Annotated in this window: 13 protein-coding genes; 5 read left to right on the forward strand and 8 right to left on the reverse strand. The window is 45.6% G+C overall.

Going from position 1 to position 16,567, the window contains the following annotated elements; all coding sequences use genetic code 11:
• Nucleotides 1-5 precede the first annotated feature (5 nt).
• Nucleotides 6-1,172: a glycoside hydrolase family 43 protein gene (locus T491_RS18020; RefSeq protein ID WP_369699743.1), complete on the reverse strand. Its 1,167-nt coding sequence runs from the start codon at nt 1,170-1,172 to the stop codon at nt 6-8.
• A 1,115-nt stretch (nt 1,173-2,287) separates the two neighbouring features.
• Between T491_RS18020 and T491_RS0105270 the strand changes: the two genes are divergently transcribed.
• Nucleotides 2,288-5,167: a two-component regulator propeller domain-containing protein gene (locus tag T491_RS0105270; RefSeq protein ID WP_081773252.1), complete on the forward strand. Its 2,880-nt coding sequence runs from the start codon at nt 2,288-2,290 to the stop codon at nt 5,165-5,167.
• Here T491_RS0105270 and T491_RS0105275 read toward each other — a convergent pair.
• Nucleotides 5,156-8,113 carry an ATP-binding protein gene (locus tag T491_RS0105275; protein ID WP_081773253.1) on the reverse strand — a complete coding sequence of 986 codons (2,958 nt, stop codon included), beginning with the start codon at nt 8,111-8,113 and terminating at the stop codon, nt 5,156-5,158. The genes T491_RS0105270 and T491_RS0105275 overlap by 12 nt on opposite strands.
• Nucleotides 8,110-9,060 carry an ABC transporter substrate-binding protein gene (locus tag T491_RS0105280; protein WP_028902962.1) on the reverse strand — a complete coding sequence of 317 codons (951 nt, stop codon included), beginning with the start codon at nt 9,058-9,060 and terminating at the stop codon, nt 8,110-8,112. The genes T491_RS0105275 and T491_RS0105280 overlap by 4 nt, the downstream gene beginning before the upstream one ends.
• Nucleotides 9,061-9,185: 125 nt before the next feature.
• On the opposite strand from T491_RS0105280, the gene T491_RS0105285 reads away from it, so the two are divergent.
• Nucleotides 9,186-9,509 carry a TfoX/Sxy family protein gene (locus T491_RS0105285; protein WP_028902963.1) on the forward strand — a complete coding sequence of 108 codons (324 nt, stop codon included), beginning with the start codon at nt 9,186-9,188 and terminating at the stop codon, nt 9,507-9,509.
• Between the two features lie 187 nt (nt 9,510-9,696).
• Here the strand turns inward: T491_RS0105285 and T491_RS0105290 are convergent, their stop codons facing one another.
• Nucleotides 9,697-10,317, reverse strand: coding sequence for a hypothetical protein (locus T491_RS0105290; protein ID WP_028902964.1), 621 nt, complete (start codon nt 10,315-10,317; stop codon nt 9,697-9,699).
• A gap of 320 nt (nt 10,318-10,637) precedes the next feature.
• Here T491_RS0105290 and T491_RS0105295 point away from each other — a divergent pair, with 320 nt between their 5' ends.
• From T491_RS0105295 to T491_RS0105305, 3 genes are all read left to right on the forward strand, one after another.
• Nucleotides 10,638-12,098 carry a site-specific integrase gene (locus T491_RS0105295; RefSeq protein ID WP_197018802.1) on the forward strand — a complete coding sequence of 487 codons (1,461 nt, stop codon included), beginning with the start codon at nt 10,638-10,640 and terminating at the stop codon, nt 12,096-12,098.
• Nucleotides 12,099-12,299: 201 nt separating this feature from the next.
• A complete protein-coding gene (locus T491_RS18240) occupies nt 12,300-12,455 on the forward strand; it encodes a multiprotein-bridging factor 1 family protein (RefSeq protein WP_369699744.1) in 156 nt (51 codons plus the stop codon).
• Between the two features lie 80 nt (nt 12,456-12,535).
• Nucleotides 12,536-13,438 (forward strand): hypothetical protein, encoded by a 903-nt coding sequence (locus T491_RS0105305; RefSeq protein WP_028902966.1) that lies wholly within the window; start codon nt 12,536-12,538, stop codon nt 13,436-13,438.
• 18 nt (nt 13,439-13,456) lie between these two features.
• Here T491_RS0105305 and T491_RS0105310 read toward each other — a convergent pair whose 3' ends face one another.
• The 4 genes from T491_RS0105310 to T491_RS0105325 form a co-directional block, all read right to left on the reverse strand.
• Nucleotides 13,457-14,083, reverse strand: coding sequence for an RloB family protein (locus tag T491_RS0105310; protein WP_028902967.1), 627 nt, complete (start codon nt 14,081-14,083; stop codon nt 13,457-13,459).
• Nucleotides 14,083-15,300: an ATP/GTP-binding protein gene (locus tag T491_RS0105315; RefSeq protein WP_028902968.1), complete on the reverse strand. Its 1,218-nt coding sequence runs from the start codon at nt 15,298-15,300 to the stop codon at nt 14,083-14,085. The genes T491_RS0105310 and T491_RS0105315 overlap by 1 nt, the downstream gene beginning before the upstream one ends.
• Nucleotides 15,301-15,494: 194 nt before the next feature.
• Nucleotides 15,495-15,881, reverse strand: coding sequence for an AlpA family transcriptional regulator (locus T491_RS0105320; protein ID WP_028902969.1), 387 nt, complete (start codon nt 15,879-15,881; stop codon nt 15,495-15,497).
• A gap of 32 nt (nt 15,882-15,913) precedes the next feature.
• A complete protein-coding gene (locus T491_RS0105325) occupies nt 15,914-16,426 on the reverse strand; it encodes a hypothetical protein (RefSeq protein ID WP_028902970.1) in 513 nt (170 codons plus the stop codon).
• Between the last annotated feature and the right edge of the window lie 141 nt (nt 16,427-16,567).

Below are 16,567 nucleotides of genomic sequence, written 5' to 3' on the forward strand. Positions count from 1 at the left end.
AATCGTTATTTATTCCCCAATTCACTGAGATTCCATGCATCGCGCCATCTGATTACGGGTGTTCCGTTCTCAAATTCGATAGGCAGCCAGATATAGCGGGCATCACTTGGATGTTTGGGACGCCAGATGTCGGCCATGAAGATGAAACGGTCGCCGTAGGGAAGGATGAAAGTTGACTGTCCCTCGAAGGTTATTTCCGATTTTGGTCCAACGCAAGGATTGGGGTGCTGAGTCCAAGGTCCCCAGATGCTGGGTGCCGAGAACATGCGAGCCTCGTTGGGAGCCCATCCGGTGCAACCAGATGTAATCATCCAGTAGGTGCCGTCTTTCTTGAAGATGGCAGGTGCCTCGTTTTGTCCACCAGGTGCCACACGGGTGTAACGTCCTGAGTGGTGCAGGTAGTCGCCTGTCAGTTCTGCAATGTGCAAGGTCAGGTTGTCTTCAGATGAGAAGATATGGTAAGCCTTGCCATCGTCGTCGACATAGAGAGTCATATCGCGGGCCATCTGTCCAGTGCCGAAGTCACGTTTCAGGAAGAGTCCTTGTTTGATGGCCTCACGCCAAGTTGGTGTCCACCATTTCTTGAAGTTGTCGGCGTTGAGTGTATCGAGTGTAGTTTGTTCGTTTTTACCAAATTCAATGGGATAGGTGCCCGCGTTGGCTCGCTGTGAATACAGGAACTTATAGGGGCCTTCGGGACGATCGCTTACGGCTACACCATAGCGGGCTGCACTATACCCCTTGCCTTTCAGTTCCAGATGGAACCACATGCAGAATTTCTTTGTTACCTTATTATATATAACTTTAGGGCGCTCCAATATGCAACCACGTGTGATGTCGCTATGGCGGTCATCGCTCACATAAAGGGCTACGCCGCGGTTCTGCCAGTTCATCAAGTCCTTCGATGAGTAGCACTGCACACCAATCATAGCCGATGAGGTGGTATCACACTTGTTCTCACCGAACCAGTAGTAGGTATCTCCGTATTTCATGATGCCGCCACCATGGGCATTGATGTGTCGTCCACTGGCGTCAGGCCAGATTTCACCCGAACGGATCATCTTTGGTTTCTTCTGCTGCTCGTTCCAGTATTTCTCAATACGTTTGGCTTCGGCTTTGGTGATATGAATCACGCTGCCGTGTTTGGGGGATGAGAAGTTTGAAGCTTTCATCACGCCTTCGTTGAAGCGTCCGAGGGGTTTGAAGGTCTTGAAGTCGCTCGTTTCTACGAAACCGAAGTTATGAGGGTTCACGCTATAGATATCATACATGACCACCCATTTTTTCTGACCTATGCGCTTCCATACGTTAGGTGCCTCGCAACCACGGTTCTCGCCATCAATCTGCTCGGCATGATAGTCGTTGAAATGGTTGATTTTATCTGAAATCATGTATTTGATACCGCCAGGATTCTCCTGAGCTACATACGACATGAAATATCGTCCATCGGGCATCTGGCAGATGTCGGCATCGAGTACTTGTATTTTGTTATCGGGATATTCAAAAAGTAGTTTGGGTTCGGTTTCCAGTGTTGTGAATGCTTCATCGGCATAGCTATAGTAGAGCTTTGTGCGTCCACCTGCCTGCTGGCGTATGGTGAAGTAAACCATGGGTTTGCCTACAGCAGGATCCCAGATGGTCTGAGGCGCCCAGGCACAGCCAATCTTTCCGAACTTCTCGGGGAAGAGCTTATCAATACGTGCCTCATGGTGAGTCCAGTGTATCAAGTCGTCGCTGGCCATCAGTACCAGTCCTCGGTTGTTGCCCCAGCCAAACTCTTCCGGACGTTCCCATTGTGTGGCGCGCAATCCCATTTCACGTCCGAAAACATGCAGATCAGTCATGGCTATATAGAACTTGCCGTTGGGTGCACGATAGATGTGCGGGTCGCGAATGCCTCGCTGGTCGGCAATGGAGTCGCCAGCAATGATAGGCTTACCGTTGTTCACGGCTGTAAACGTATAGCCATCATAGCTGATGGCCATGAACAGCGAGTGGGTAGGGTCATTGAAATACGTGAACAGGTAGGCACCCATGTCCTTTTCAGTGAGTGTCTTTTGTTTCTTGGCTTCTGCCGTTGTCATGCATACTCCAATGAGTAAGGCAATTAATAGTAGGGGTTTCTTCATTGTTGTTAGTAACTTGATTTCGGCTGCAAAGGTACAATTATTGACTTATATCAATGTCTCAACATCATTAATTATGGGGAACAAATTGTTATTTTTGCCTTTTTTTTGGGGTTTTTGTGAAACTTTTGTATCTTTGCAGTCAGAAAGATATCTAACTGATGAGACGATTACTTTTACTAACTATAGCTCTTCTGACTCTTTGTCAAGTGTCCCAGGCATGCCGTGTGTCGCTCAGAATTATGTCGCAGACACCCATTCAGGGTATTGAGGAAGCACGTAAACTGATGTTCGACCACTATGGTATGATGTGGGTGGGAACTGATCAGGGATTCCGTAGCTACGATGGGTACAGTTTCAAGACCTATCGTAACCATGCTTATACGCCAGGCATCTTGCCAAATAACTATGTACGTTCGATTACTGAGGACCAGCATGACGGACTTTGGATTGGCACTCGTGACGGATTGGCTCATTATAACCGGAAACTTGGTTTGTTTAAGACCTATCATCTGCGTGGTGACAATGCCAAACTGATTAATGCGCTTTATACCGATGCAGCAGGTATAGTATGGGCAGGAACGAATGCAGGTGTGTCGCGCTATGATGAGAAAAAGGATGATTTCACCGATATCCGTCTGCCGGCAGGCGTTATCTCGTTTGCCGAGGATACCCATGGTAATATATATATAGGTACGTGGGAGGGTGGCTTGCTGCGCTTGAACAAGAAGAGTGGCAAAATAGTGAGCTATCCGCGCTTAAGTGAGCGTAATACTGTTCAGACGATGTTGATGGATAGTCGAGGACGTCTTTGGATTGGTACCTGGGAGCATGGTATTGTGCGGCTGGACCACCCGGAGAACGAAGCGGCACCAGGCATGCATAAGATGAATGAAGGGCGCACTGATTTCCGTACTTTCCATCGCTTAGTTGAAGACTCGGTGAGTCATGCTGTATGGGGCTGCTGTATTGAGGGCTTGACACGTGTTGACCTTGATAATGATGCTGATGTGGAGAACTATCCGATATTGACCTTCTGTTATGATCTGGTTACTGATGGTATGGGCAATCTTTGGGCGCTTACCCGTAATAATGGTATTGTGCATCTAAGCACCAAGCCATCGCCTTTCCGTTTCTATAATCTCGACCCGGCAGGGCTCGAATTGCCTGTAAATCGTATCCAGCGGGTGTTTACAACTGATGGAAAACGTTTCTGGTTGGGACTGCAGCCTTACGGATTGGCGTTATATAACCGCGAAACAAATCAGGTGGTCTATAATAACCGGATTCCAGGTATGGAGCTTCAGGATGGGCAGCATGGTGTTTATGTTCAAACCTTCTCTGATATGATTGAGCGCCCTGACGGGGCTGTGTGGATGGCCAGTTCGCGTGGTGTTCTGATATGGAAGGAGGGTGAACCTGCTCGTTTGCTGGTTCGTGGTAATGTGCCTTTTTTCAGCGATAGCGAGGTGAATGCTTTTCATGCCTTGCCGAACGGTGCTGTTCTGGTTGGTTTGAATAATGGTATCGGTATTGCTTTCTCCGAATCCAAAGGTCGCATGCTCAAGTTGAACGAAGGTGGGCGCGATTTCAGCGATTGCCATGTGCTATCGGTGCATGAGGACCATCAGCATCGACTATGGGTGGCCACCGAAGGACAGGGTATTATCCGTATCAGCGGCAAGCTGAGTGATGCACGATCGTTTGTATATCACCAGTATGCGCCTGTAGCAGGGAATTATCCTGTTGACGAGGCTACTGCCGTTTACGAGGATGCCAACCATCGGGTGTGGGCGATATCAAATAGCGGTGGATTCTTCCTTTTAAACGATGAAACCGATCAATTTGAACCAGTTAATCACCGTTATTATATCGGTATGAGTGGCCTTTATTCTATCCAAGGCGATCTGAATGGCAGAATCTGGCTTTCTACAGATAAGGGATTGGTAAGATTTACGCCTTCAGACAAGGAGGGAACTACCACCTATTATAATATGGAAGATGGTATTGAGGCCATCAGCTTCTCGTCGAATGGTGCTTTCAGATATGGTAAGGAGCTGTTTTATGGTAGCGCCAAGGGTTTCTTCTCTTTCGATGCGGCTGAGGTGGAAAGGTGGCAACAGGGTGCTGCGCCATCGTTGGTGGTTACAGAGCTGCTTGTTGATGATCAGCCCTATCGCTGGTATGATTCCCTGTGGCAGAACAGGGTATCTGACGAACAACCCTTTTATTCGCGAAAAATCTCGATTCCATCGGATGCGCGTAAGTTCTCGATAGAGTTTGCGCTGTTGGCTTACCAGAATCAGGAACAATGCCGCTATGCTTACTATCTGGAGGGGTACGACCGCGATTGGCATCATACTGACGCCCAAAGTCGTGTGGCTACCTATCAGAACCTGCCTCCAGGCACGTATCATCTGCAATTGCGTGCTGTCGATAGCTATGGGCGCCTCGTTGAAATGCCTTATTCTATTGAGATTTGTGTGTTGCCGCCCTGGTATCGCACGTGGTGGGCTTACCTTGTCTATGTCATCTTGCTGGCAGCAGCTGCCTATGGTGCAAAAGAGTGGTATAAGGCGCGTGTAAACCGTAAGGCGAGATTACAGCAGCGCGTGAACGAGTTACTGCATTACCGTGAGATGATGGTGATGAAACAATTCGAAGGTGCCCGCAAGGTGCTGGAAGTAGAAGAGCAGCAGCACTCTTCGCCTGATGAGCTTTTCCTTCAGAAAGCCATTGACTGCGTCAAGCAGCATATTGACGATGCGGATTACGATCGCGAGCAGTTTGCCTCCGATATGTGCGTGTCATCGTCAACGCTCTATAATAAGCTCCGTGCGCTGACAGGTGAGAATGTAACGGCCTTTATCAATAACATCCGATTGAAAGAGGCTTGTACCATTCTCCGTCAAAAGCCTAACATCAAGATGACGGAACTCTCGATGTCAGTGGGATTCAATACCCCCAAGTATTTCGCCAAATGCTTTAAGAAGGAGTTTGGCGTGCTGCCAAGTGAGTATCTTGACAACTTAGACCGGTAGTGTCATTACAAAGCGGGCGCCTGTGGTATAGGAGCTATCGAGTACGATATCGCCTCCCAATCGGCGTGTCAGCGAACGGGCTATGGTGAGTCCGATACCGGTGCCATCGTAATATTCATCCAACTGTACGAATTCATCGAATATGTGTTCCGCCTCGTTGACGGGGATGCCGATACCAGTGTCTTCAACGATGAAGCTGACAAAGTCGGCATTCCGCTCTACGGTGAGCACGACGTTCTGCTTCTCAATAGATGCATCGCCTTTGGCCTCGGCAGGACGTGTAAACTTGCGTGCGTTGTCTAAAATCATGGTGAGTGCGCGAACGGCTGCATTTTCGTTGGTGGAAATCATCAATGTCTCGACCTCGGGGGTGATTTTCATGTCGAACGCTACATGGGCGGCTTCGCTCACGCCGCTGGCATCAGCAGCTTTTGCAGCTACTTCTATGGCCAGTACCTGATTGGTACGCTCTATGACGGCTGTGCTGTTGGCATCGCTCAGTTCTATCATCTTGTTTACCAAGCCGGTAATACGGTCTGTATTCTCCATGATCTTGGTGTTGATGTCCTGTCGTGTGTTATTATCGAGTGTCATATCCGACATGGTGATGATCTGGGTGAATCCGCTTAGGATATTGAGTGGAGTGCGTATCTCGTGACTCATCTGACGGATAAAATTCGATTTCATCTTTGATGACTCCTCAGCCCTCTCGTTGGCAATTACCAGATTCTGATAGCTTATTTCCAACTGAGCGTGGGCTTTACGCAGTTTGCGATACATGGCGTGGAGCACTCCCAGGAAGACTATCAGCAGCACGAATACGATGGCGGCGCCAATCATGCGCTGGTGGTTCAAGTCCTCTTTCTGCTGGGCTATCTGGGCTTCCTTCTGTTGGGTCTCGTAAATAACAGCCAGCTCTTCGGCGTCGCTCTGGTGCTGATAGTTCTTCACAGAGTCGAGCATGCTGATGATTTGCTGGGCCCGTTGCAGTGCTTCTTCTTTGCGGTTTGTCTTGAGGAGTGCCTTGAAGGTGGTGGCGGGGCTCTCTATCAGGAAGTCGAGGGTGGGCGGGATGCCTGCAGCCAGTTCGGCTGAATCGATACGTAGCTGAATATCCAGCAGGCTCTGCCACTGTTCGGTGATTTCAAGATAATAGGCCTGGTTGTATATGCCGTAGTATGTCTGTGCGTAGGGCAGGGCGATATAGCTGCGATAAGCCACATCGGCCTCTTCTTTTCTTCCTGTCTTGGCGTAGATCACCGCCTTGTTGCATAATAGTGAGGCCAGATAGTGCTCGTATTTCTCGGTTTCAACATCGGTGGCGGCATAGCGTTCCAGGGCTTGCTCCATCATGCTGAGCCAGGGCTCTACGGCTTTGTATTCGTGGCGGTTCAAGTAGCCGTTGATGATGTTGGAGGCCATGAGCAGGCAACTCTCTTGCAGCATGCCGTTCTCGGGATGGGCAAGAGCCAGTTCCTCTGTCTGGCGGCGTACTTGTTCGAAAGTCTTTGCAGCCTCATTGGCGTGCGATAGTTTCAGCTGGCTGATTCCTATCTGCATGAGCAGGTTGTTTGCCATGTCGCGCCCAATAATTGTGGTGTCTTTGCTTGCCAGTTGGTAGCCTTTGGTTGCGGCTGCTAATGCTTCCTGCAGGTTGTTGATGTTGCTGTAGCAAGTGTGCAGTCCTACAAATGAGTCGTAGTATTTTTGCGGACTGGTATGCAGCAGATCCTCGTTGGCAACAGCTTTCTTGTAGTAGATGATGGCAGAACGGAACTGATTGGCATCGTAATACTTCTCGGCGAGTTCATATTCGCTCTCGCTGGTAGACTGGGTCGACTGTTGGTCTTTGCTGACTTCCGTGTTTGATTGTTCTGATTGACACGAGGCCAAGGCGAGCGTGATGAGGATCATGCTTGCTGCTGGTAACTTGGTGTGACGATGCAACCATCGCCAGAATGGCAGGAATATGAGCATAAGTGATAGTATGATGATTGGTAATAGTATGCAGAGTAAGCGCAAGTAGTTGTAGAGTATCACCTTGTCGGGGCATACCATAGCGATACTCCAGCCCGTCTGACGGAAGGGCATGTAGAACACATGACATTGCTGCCCGTCAATCTCTAACGATTTGTAGCCTGTCTCGCCATCAACCATGGCTCTGCCTAATGAGATGCGGGCTGTATCAGCCTTTTCGAGTGTTGAAGTGAAAATGGTTTCGTAGAGTATTCGCGTACTGTCGGGGTGTACGATGTATGACCCGCCTCGTCCCAGCAGCATGCAGTAGGAGTGCGGCATGGGGTGCTCTGATAGTATCAGGTCGGATAGCCACTTCAGCGGTACATCGGCCGACAATATTCCCACTGGCTTACCGTTGGCATTGTAGATAGGCTGGCAGTAGGATGTCATCACGTCGTTCACCTGAATACCATCGGTTCCTGATTCCTGGAAAGGCTCAATCCAGTATTTGTGATCCAGCAGGAAGGGTATCAGATACCAGTCCATATAGAAGTACTGGTAGCCGTCGTCGCCCTCTTGCTCGGTTTCTATACTGTTGCCGTTGTTGTATGAATAAGCCGAGAAGTAGCGGCCTTGGTTCTTGAAGAAGTAGGGCTCGAAGGCAATGCTGCAGCCCTTCAGATCGGGATGGTTTGATAGTAACTGCCTGCTCAGCTCGAACATCATGTCGGGGTTGTCCAGATGCTGCTCTACCTCTACGAGAATACTGTCGGTAGCAGCTTCAATCTCATGAATGCGATTGTCGGTATAGTTCATCACGTGCTCAAGCGCACTTACAGCCTCGTCCATCGCGTGATGACGCATGTATTGGCGGCTGAAGTGCAGAACGAGCAATACAGCAACGAGGAGTCCCAGCCCAAGGGCAGCAAACTTCCATTGGCGTTGGGTGTAATAGTTCCAGATTCTGTAAAACCGTTCCTTGTTCATAGTCCCATCAGTTCTTTATAGGTAACCTCACGTTTCAGCATGCCTGCCTCCATCATCAGCCGACTGGCTTTTTTAACCATATCCGGACGTACGCGGAATTCGCGCCGTTTCGATTCACGGTCTATCTGCTGGCGTAACACCTCTTCAAGCATCAGTTTCTGCATCACCCGGTTGGTGTGTATCCCATGCTTGTTCACGTATTTCATCACAATCTCCAGTGCCTCGTCGGGGTGAGCAGCTACCCATTCCCATCCACGGCGGCTGGCAGCTGCAAAACGGGTCACCTCCGATTGGTGCGATACGAAGTAGTCGCGCTTCACGTAAACACCGTTTTCCTGTATGTTGTAGTCGTGCTCGCTGAACCGGTATATGCTGTTCTCACTCATGGGGAATCCGGCTTGCTTCAGCAGGCAGAACTCGTTGTAGCTGACTACCATGGTGGCATCAACAGCCCCTGAGAGGAATACGTTGATGTCGCTCGTAAAGCGCACCCACTTGTAGTCCATGCCCTCGTGCTTGCTCATGATATAGGTCAGATAGTTGGGGTCGGCATTGAATATGCCAACCTTCTTGCCTTTCATCGTGAGCGGATGGGTGCCCCAGCGCGATACCAGGATGTTGCTGCTGTTCATAGAGTCCTGGAAGATGTTGACCAGAGGTGTGCCTTGGGCAATGAAGTCCATGGCCGACATCATCGAGAACATAGCCGCATTGCATTGGTTGGTTTTGAGTCGGTTAGAAGCAGAGCTGGTGAGCGACGGGTGTTGTATAACCACATCGAGCCCCAGTTCCTCATAAAACCCTTTCTCCTTGGCCACGTAATAGCCGGCAAACTGCGCCTGAGCCGTCCAGATAGTAGTAAATACAAATTTCTCGGCTCTTATTGGCAGCGACACCAGCAACATTGCGGCACAAGCGAAAGCTATGTGTTTAATGCTACGTATCATTATATATTCTCTCTCTTAGGCTGCAAATATACAAAAAAAATGGATTTATAGAATAATTATGTGTACAAAAAGAGGCATTATTGAATGAATTTATTATCTTTGCGCAAAAAAAAGCGGAATAAACAATGGCAAGTAATGCAGATTTTGTACAGTATATCGCCGACCAGTGTAGTGGGGCAGGCGAGATTGTAGCCAAGAAGATGTTTGGCGACTACGGCATCTATTGCAATGGCAAGATATTCGGTTTGATTTGCGACGACCATTTTTATCTGAAACCCACCGATGCCGTACGTGAGATGCTGAAGGTTATCGACCTGCGCCCACCCTACCCAGGCGCCAAGCCTTACTTCTACATCGCCGATGTAGATGATCACGGCTACCTTTCCGCCCTGGTCAAAGAAACCTGCAAACATCTTCCTGAGCCAAATCCCAGGAAGAAGAAAAAATAAGTAGTTAGGTTTCGGGGTACAAAACCTAAGGAAAACAGGTACAAATAGTAAGCTTAACAGGTACAAGTAGCCTACTCATTTATCGTTTGCCTATACGCAAACGATCATTCGGCTATACCCAAACGGCTGTGCGCCTATACGCAAACGATTATTCGAGTATAGGCAAATCAAAGCATATTCAAGCATCCTAAACCTCTGTATAGATATGCTCTCTACCCATCTGTGTCTTCAGCAGTTTGGGATTTTTTCCAAGAGTCCATAAGTTGAGTTGTTTGCGGGCGGAATAGAGCGTAAGACCCGAAACACGCGAGAACATACCTGCAGTAATATAGCCAGTGCGCTGGACAACGCCTCGCATGATCTGCTCCAATTGTTCCTTATCAGCCATAAGTTCCTGTGTATCAGGATTATGATAACGACGGAATCCACTCAACCACTTCTTGATTTCCTTATCCCAAAGTTTACCCGGATTATATTCAACACCCTCCAAGCGTACATCGCGATCCTTAACCTCTCTGGCATCGGTTATTTGCTTGGTAAGAACCAATCTTGGTGCAAACGACCCGATGGGTGTATCAATACGATACCCTTCGGCCAGGAATCTTCCCGCCGCTCTTATAAACGCATCGAAGGCACGACGAAGCTCACCATATCGCGAATAGTTCATTCCCTCACAGTAATCCTCCAACTCCTTCATATCGATCTTCAGTCCGCTTTTGGGGCGAACATAAACCAAGTTCTTCCCATCTGCGCCTTTCACTGGCGTAGGGTGAACCTCATACCACATTCCACTATTCTTTCTAGGCATATTTATAGTTTCCTAAATAACTGCCTGCAAAGATATAACAAATATTCGAATCAACAAAACTTATTCATAAAAAAAGTCCCAACCTTGGGATTGGGACTTAAGCGCTTCAGGATGGGCTTGGATTCAAGAAGATGAAATCGTTAGAAACCTTTGGAAATTGTAAGAAACTAAAATACAGATAGTTACTGAATTGAGACAAAAAGTTCTCAAAAGTTAAAATTTCGCTAACTTTCAAAAAATGGCTACAAATTGGCTACAACTTTCATGGAAAATATGTATCTTTGCACCATCAAAATCACAATATTATGTCGCAATTCTTTTTGAGAACTAATAAAAATGATGGCAAAGCTCCCCTGTATGTCAGAACTCGACGCAAGGGAATCCTGTTTTGTGTGAGTACTGGTATCATGGTTGACGTAAAGGAATGGACGAAGGCCCAGAAGAGTCTATCGGCTATGCAACGATACGAGAGAACTGACGAAGGTGTACGCGTTCATGATCTTCAAGTAGAGGTTATGAAAACCATTGATGTACTTTATGCTGAAAACAAAGTGCAATCTAAGGAGGATAAGCCTGTGTTGGAACAAGCCCTGTCACGGGTTGTCCATGGGACAGTAGAGGAAATCCAGCAAACAGCCAAGGTTGTTACTGCCAAATCGAGGGAAACAGTATTGGGTTTCTTTGATTATTTCATTGCAGGTATTTCTGATGGTTCCATCCGTCATGGCGATAACTCAGACTACTCCTCTGGTACAGTTGTCGTGTGGAAAGCTTTCGGTGAGAACCTAAAGGAGTATTGTAAAAAGGATATCTCTTTTGAAGATATTGACAAGCCTTTTGCTGACAGATTCACGCTTTATCTTCAGAAACAAGGCTATATGCCGAATACCATCAACAAAAAGGTTTCTTGTTTTCGCAAACTCTGTAACCTCGCAGCTATGGAAGGGTACAACAAGAATGCTGTTTCCCTACGAGTTTGGAAAGACAGGACGATAAAAGAGATAGACAAGCGAGCAGAGATATACCTGACTGACGAGGAGATTGATGCCATGTACGACATGGAACTGACTGGCGAGAATGAGATAGTACGTGACATCTTTCTTCTTGGTTACTTCAGTTGCCAGCGTTATAGTGACTATTGTAAGTTACGCGAAGAGAACTTCATCACCTATAATAAAAGTGGGCTGATCACATTGACCCAGAAGAAAACCGGGAAAAAGGTCGAAGTGCCTATTTTCGATGATCGTGTCTATGAACTTTGTGAGAAGTATAACTATAATTTTCCGGATATTACTGCTCAGAAAATGAATTTGAAGATTAAGGTTGTTGGTTATGAGTTGTCAAAAACGGTACCTTCTTTTTGTGAGAAGTACGTAACGGTGTTGACAGGCGTGGAAAAGCGATCTGAACAAACTTACGAAAAGCTTTTGAAGAAGAAAAAGGATGGTATCAAGTTTTCCGAAAACGAACGCAAATGGTTTCACAAACTGGATAAGTGGGCCAAGATTCGAAATGGATCCCCTCTTTGGGAACGGAATAAGCATGGTGAAGTCGTGCGAGCCAAATATGAGCTGATCTGTTCACATACGGCACGAAGGAGCGGAACCACCAACCTATATAAATTAGGTGTGCTGTCAGACCTGGAACTGCGTAGCATAACAGGCCATGAGTCGCAGAAGAACTTTGAGGGCTACATCCGCATAGGTATATCGGAGCAGGCCCAAAGAGTAGGCGACAAGATTAAGGCAGCAATGGAAGCGAGAAAACGTGTTGACAAGTAGAAATCTCTAAGGTGTTTTCAACTGTCAACCATATAAAAGAACAATTAGAATAGAACAAATATGAAGTCAAAGGCAATAAAGTTTTTGGAGGAACATCAATCAGGGGATCGTTCCACGTTCGTTGACGATGCCAAATGGAGACAAGAAAACGCATCATGGCTAAAACAGTCCCAGCGTATAGCTTGCACTATCATGGACTATATGCAGAATCATCATCTCTCACGTAATGACGTCGCAGAGAAATTAGAAGTCACTCCTCGGTATGTGAGCAGTATTCTTTCCGGAAAGATGAACTTCACGTTGAAGACGATTTCATTAATAGAAGAACGTCTCGGACTGGAATTATTCTGCATTTAGATGATTTTAATAGCCAAAAACGTAATATTATAACGAAATATTGAAATAAAATCGATGACTTGCGAATTTTAGTCAACTGCATGAAGAAAACTGTTTCAATGGAAATTGTCAACTATGCCGACATTCCTATACCCCAATTTGTAGATATTATATTGAAAGGTGACGACGAGGCTATGTATTATTTGCTCCACGAACGCCTGAAGCACCTGCTATTCGAAAGATATCAAGACTATAGCCATAATCTGTATGACGATTTTGATGACTTGTTAGATGACTTCTTTATCTACATTCGTGAGAGTGGCCACACGCCATATCAGGCACTTCAACGCATCAAGAAAAAAGAGGCATTTGAAAGTTGGTTGTTGAACACGTTCCGTAACTACCTTAACAATAGGTCTGAGGCTGAGTCCCATATTCCCCTTGTTGATAAAGATTGTGAGAAGATCTCTTTGCTAACAGAAAGTTCGTCGGCAGATGGAGAGATCAAGATTCATATTGTCTCCCAACTGATAGCCTATGCGTTGCAGGTGTTTTATCCGAGAGGACGTTTTATATTTCTCCGATCACTCCTCACCATTCTCAATGAACAGCAAGCAGTTCCGGATAAGCAGATGGCCGAAGCACTTGGTATGTCTTACATCTCATATCGTGTAACCCTTCACCATATGAGGAGCAATGTAAAACGCTTTAGGGAGTGCTTGTTAAATGGAGAGTCATTGCGGCTTGATGACAAGCATGAGATTTTGGCAAGACATATTTATGATGATTTCTCGAATCTTTATCCCATACTATTCGATTACTACATACAATGCATTGATACACTAAAAACCAGTGATGCCGTTAAAGAACTTCGCAGCCAATATATTGAAGAACGCGGATTTGTTGTTCATGAACCAAGCGTCCCAGAACAATCCCGAATAAGTATTGTACGATTCTGGGTGAAACTTAATCGATGGTTGATACCAGGAATGATGGCTATGTAGAAAACTGTAGGTTCATCTTTACTCTATGAACTGTAGGAGTTGTTCAACCAATTGATGTACGGTGGTTGACGACTCTTCTTTTGCTGGATTACTGCCATCGAATGATTCCAGTATCTTTTGGGCATTGTCTATTGCAATACGAGTTTTCGGGTAAATGACATTGAAGACTTTCATGGAGTCCCCTTTTGTCTTACCGTATCTGAAGCCAAGCAGATGGGAAAGCATCTCACCGTAGCGACTTCTGTGTATGGATCCTTGATATAGGTTGAAATGTAACAGGAACCAATATTCAAATGCTTGGTTGCTATATGCCACATGAAAACCATTAGTCTGTGCCATCTGTATAGCGGCATTGAAGTCGCCGTCAGAAAAATCATCCTTGTCAAATACGACCCAACATTGATCGTAGTTTCGACTTCTTCTCTTCTCGATATCCCTAATGGCTATTGCCTCTTTAACCAGCGAAATGGTATTCATACCCTTTCCAATAGCTTTCACGTTTGCAGATGTCAGTCGGAAGGAATTGAAGTATTCTGGTTCAGTTACCTCTCCTTCACAGACGATAAGGAAGGTTTGTTTAACCAGCCTTAGGCTGCTTGTCCTTTTGAGTGTACGCTCAATCTTGGGGTTTTGTCTGCGTGCCATCACTCTGCCCTCCTTAATACTGATTCCAGATTACCGATAATGGGTGTGGCTCCATATTTTCCACTGAGATAATCCTTTTCGAAAGGAGCATCACTTCTGACTTTATAGTCTGACAAGGAATAGAGTGAGGTGGCTCCAAATCGATTTTTCTGGGTGAACCAGATTTGATCACGACGGAATAAACCAGAACTGAGGATGTTGGTGTCGTGTGCCGTTAGTATCAACTGAGCGTTTCGTGGATTGGTTTCGCGAGAATTAAACAGAGAGATAATCCGATTTGTCAGAACCGGATGCAGTTTGGAGTCGAACTCATCAATGACAAGTCTCGATCCGTTGTCAAGAGCCTTGATGATAGGGTAAGCCATAGAGAAGTACTTGATGGTTCCTTCCGATTCCATGCTCAGGAAAGGGAAGCTGGTTTCACCTTTTGCCACTCCATTTGTGTCATACTGCAGATGTCGGCTAAGGATATGATTGTCACTTTTCTCTATATCCTCAATACCCAAGTCGGCAAACTTGGAAAATTCCACGATTCTTGACCGCATCTCTACATCGTCAAGATGGTTTACGGCCATATTCCACATCCTTTCTTCGTCAGAGCATGTAAGGATGGTTGTTTCCACAAGCCAGTTGATAATCTGAACCGCAGTAGGGTCGTTAAACTGAGCTGCGGCAGAAAGTAGGAGGGCATTGTTGCGAATCATCTTCCTGTTCACTAAGTCAGTAGCGATTGAGAAAGATGTATGGACTTTCATTTCCTCTCCTTCACGGTAAAACAGTTCCACCTCCTTAGCTCTCTTACGACAGGCTTTCCTATACAGCCATTCGCCATGCACAGACTCCCTGCTGACATCCATGCCATAACGATATTGGTACCCATCCAGAATGAATATCATCTCGAAAGAGCTGGGTGCCTTGGCACTATCTGTATTCAGTTTAAACGCTTCAACGCCAATCTCCTCCCCAACTTGCAGATTCTTAAAGGAATCAATAATATAGCTCTTGAAGAAATCGAGGGCCTTTATCACATTGCTCTTGCCTGAAGCATTAGCACCTAAAATGACAGCACTCTTTAAGAGGCTGACATCCATTCCGTCAATGTCGAACATCACATCCTCTGCCGCAACGCGAGCATCTTTAAGTGGTGATGCTACCAACGACAGGGTGGCTGGCTCCATAATAGAGCGGAAATTCTCAACAGAAAATTGGATAATCATAAAGATAACTCGCTTTTTTGTGAAATTTCTGCAAAAATAAGAGTTTTCTTTCAAAATTCCAAAAGAAAACTCCAATTTCTGCAATTATTTTATGATTTTTTGATGAATAGGGGCATTTCGTGTTATGGATAACAGTTTATCTTTAAAAAAGATGGGACACAGCATTATGTTGGCAAATGTTGATAGCCTTTGTCTTATTTCCCGCCCATTAAGTTGTTTACATCCCGTCTTTTATAGAATATCCTTCGGCCAATCTTTACAGGTACCAGATATTTTCTCTTCTCCCATATCCAAAGAGTAGTTGAACTAACATGAAGTTTATCAATTACATCTTGCTTGGTTATCAATTCGATGTCAGAATCTTGCTGGTTCGCTTTTTCTTCATTAATCTCTTCATAAATGACTTGCTGGACTGCCTTGATTAATTCCATTAGCCCTGTTCCTGTCATGGTCAAAGATATGTGATCAGGATTCTTGCGAATTTCACTTATCAATTGGCTCATCAGAAGCTCATTTTCAAAATTTGTCTCAAGGATGGGGTCTTTCGACAATCCTTTAAAATTTGTAAAGTCAGGTTTCATAAGCAAGTTTCTTTTGTTATCTATATTTTAGTCTAGTCCCACCAGTCAAAAAGTTTGTACTCTCTAATAAGATGGTATAAATGCAGTGCCTTTTGTTTTCGAAGGCTGATTTTAAGGTGAATAGGCCAATCTCGTCTGTTTTCTGATAATGCATCTTTTATTGGAGTGCTACGAAAGTAGCGCCTTTCATTTCTGACGTTTACATAAACGGGGAGGTCAGCCAATGGCTTTCTATCATCATCCACTAACTCGTAATTGCCATCTTCCAGTTTGCGGAATCTCAATCGGGTACCCGAATAAGAACGGTCTAGCCATGTGCTATATACCGCATCATTTTCCATGAAGATGTCAATGAGACGTATACAGATACCAATGTCCCGTACCACAAATTCATTGTTCGCTAGATGATGCTCTTCCTTGATACATTCTCGCATTCGCTGGAGTTTCTTTTTCTCCAATGCAATGAGGTAAGCATAATCCCAGTCGTGGTCATTAGCCAATAAGCGCTTGTAAGCATGAATAGGACTTCTTTGTTTCTTTTTCATTTTTCTTCTTTGTTTTGTTTAACTTCATAGTTATGTATGTAAAATCACCAAATGTTAATAGCTGGAAGAAATAATTTATGAGTTTAAGAATTAACATTTCCATTTTTTGCATACTACTTGGATGAAGAATTATTGATCATT

This window comes from Prevotella sp. P6B4 (assembly GCF_000619985.1).
GTDB lineage: Bacteria > Bacteroidota > Bacteroidia > Bacteroidales > Bacteroidaceae > Prevotella.

What these genes read in the sequence shown, in the direction of transcription:
- T491_RS0105280 (WP_028902962.1), bottom strand. Translation starts at nt 9,060, where the DNA reads ATGATACGTAGCATTAAACACATAGCTTTCGCTTGTGCCGCAATGTTG.
- T491_RS0105275 (WP_081773253.1), bottom strand. Translation starts at nt 8,113, where the DNA reads ATGAACAAGGAACGGTTTTACAGAATCTGGAACTATTACACCCAACGC.
- T491_RS0105290 (WP_028902964.1), bottom strand. Translation starts at nt 10,317, where the DNA reads ATGCCTAGAAAGAATAGTGGAATGTGGTATGAGGTTCACCCTACGCCA.
- T491_RS0105310 (WP_028902967.1), bottom strand. Translation starts at nt 14,083, where the DNA reads ATGGCACGCAGACAAAACCCCAAGATTGAGCGTACACTCAAAAGGACA.
- T491_RS0105285 (WP_028902963.1), top strand. Translation starts at nt 9,186, where the DNA reads ATGGCAAGTAATGCAGATTTTGTACAGTATATCGCCGACCAGTGTAGT.
- T491_RS18020 (WP_369699743.1), bottom strand. Translation starts at nt 1,172, where the DNA reads ATGAAAGCTTCAAACTTCTCATCCCCCAAACACGGCAGCGTGATTCAT.
- T491_RS18240 (WP_369699744.1), top strand. Translation starts at nt 12,300, where the DNA reads ATGCAGAATCATCATCTCTCACGTAATGACGTCGCAGAGAAATTAGAA.
- T491_RS0105270 (WP_081773252.1), top strand. Translation starts at nt 2,288, where the DNA reads ATGAGACGATTACTTTTACTAACTATAGCTCTTCTGACTCTTTGTCAA.
- T491_RS0105315 (WP_028902968.1), bottom strand. Translation starts at nt 15,300, where the DNA reads ATGATTATCCAATTTTCTGTTGAGAATTTCCGCTCTATTATGGAGCCA.
- T491_RS0105305 (WP_028902966.1), top strand. Translation starts at nt 12,536, where the DNA reads ATGAAGAAAACTGTTTCAATGGAAATTGTCAACTATGCCGACATTCCT.
- T491_RS0105320 (WP_028902969.1), bottom strand. Translation starts at nt 15,881, where the DNA reads ATGAAACCTGACTTTACAAATTTTAAAGGATTGTCGAAAGACCCCATC.
- T491_RS0105325 (WP_028902970.1), bottom strand. Translation starts at nt 16,426, where the DNA reads ATGAAAAAGAAACAAAGAAGTCCTATTCATGCTTACAAGCGCTTATTG.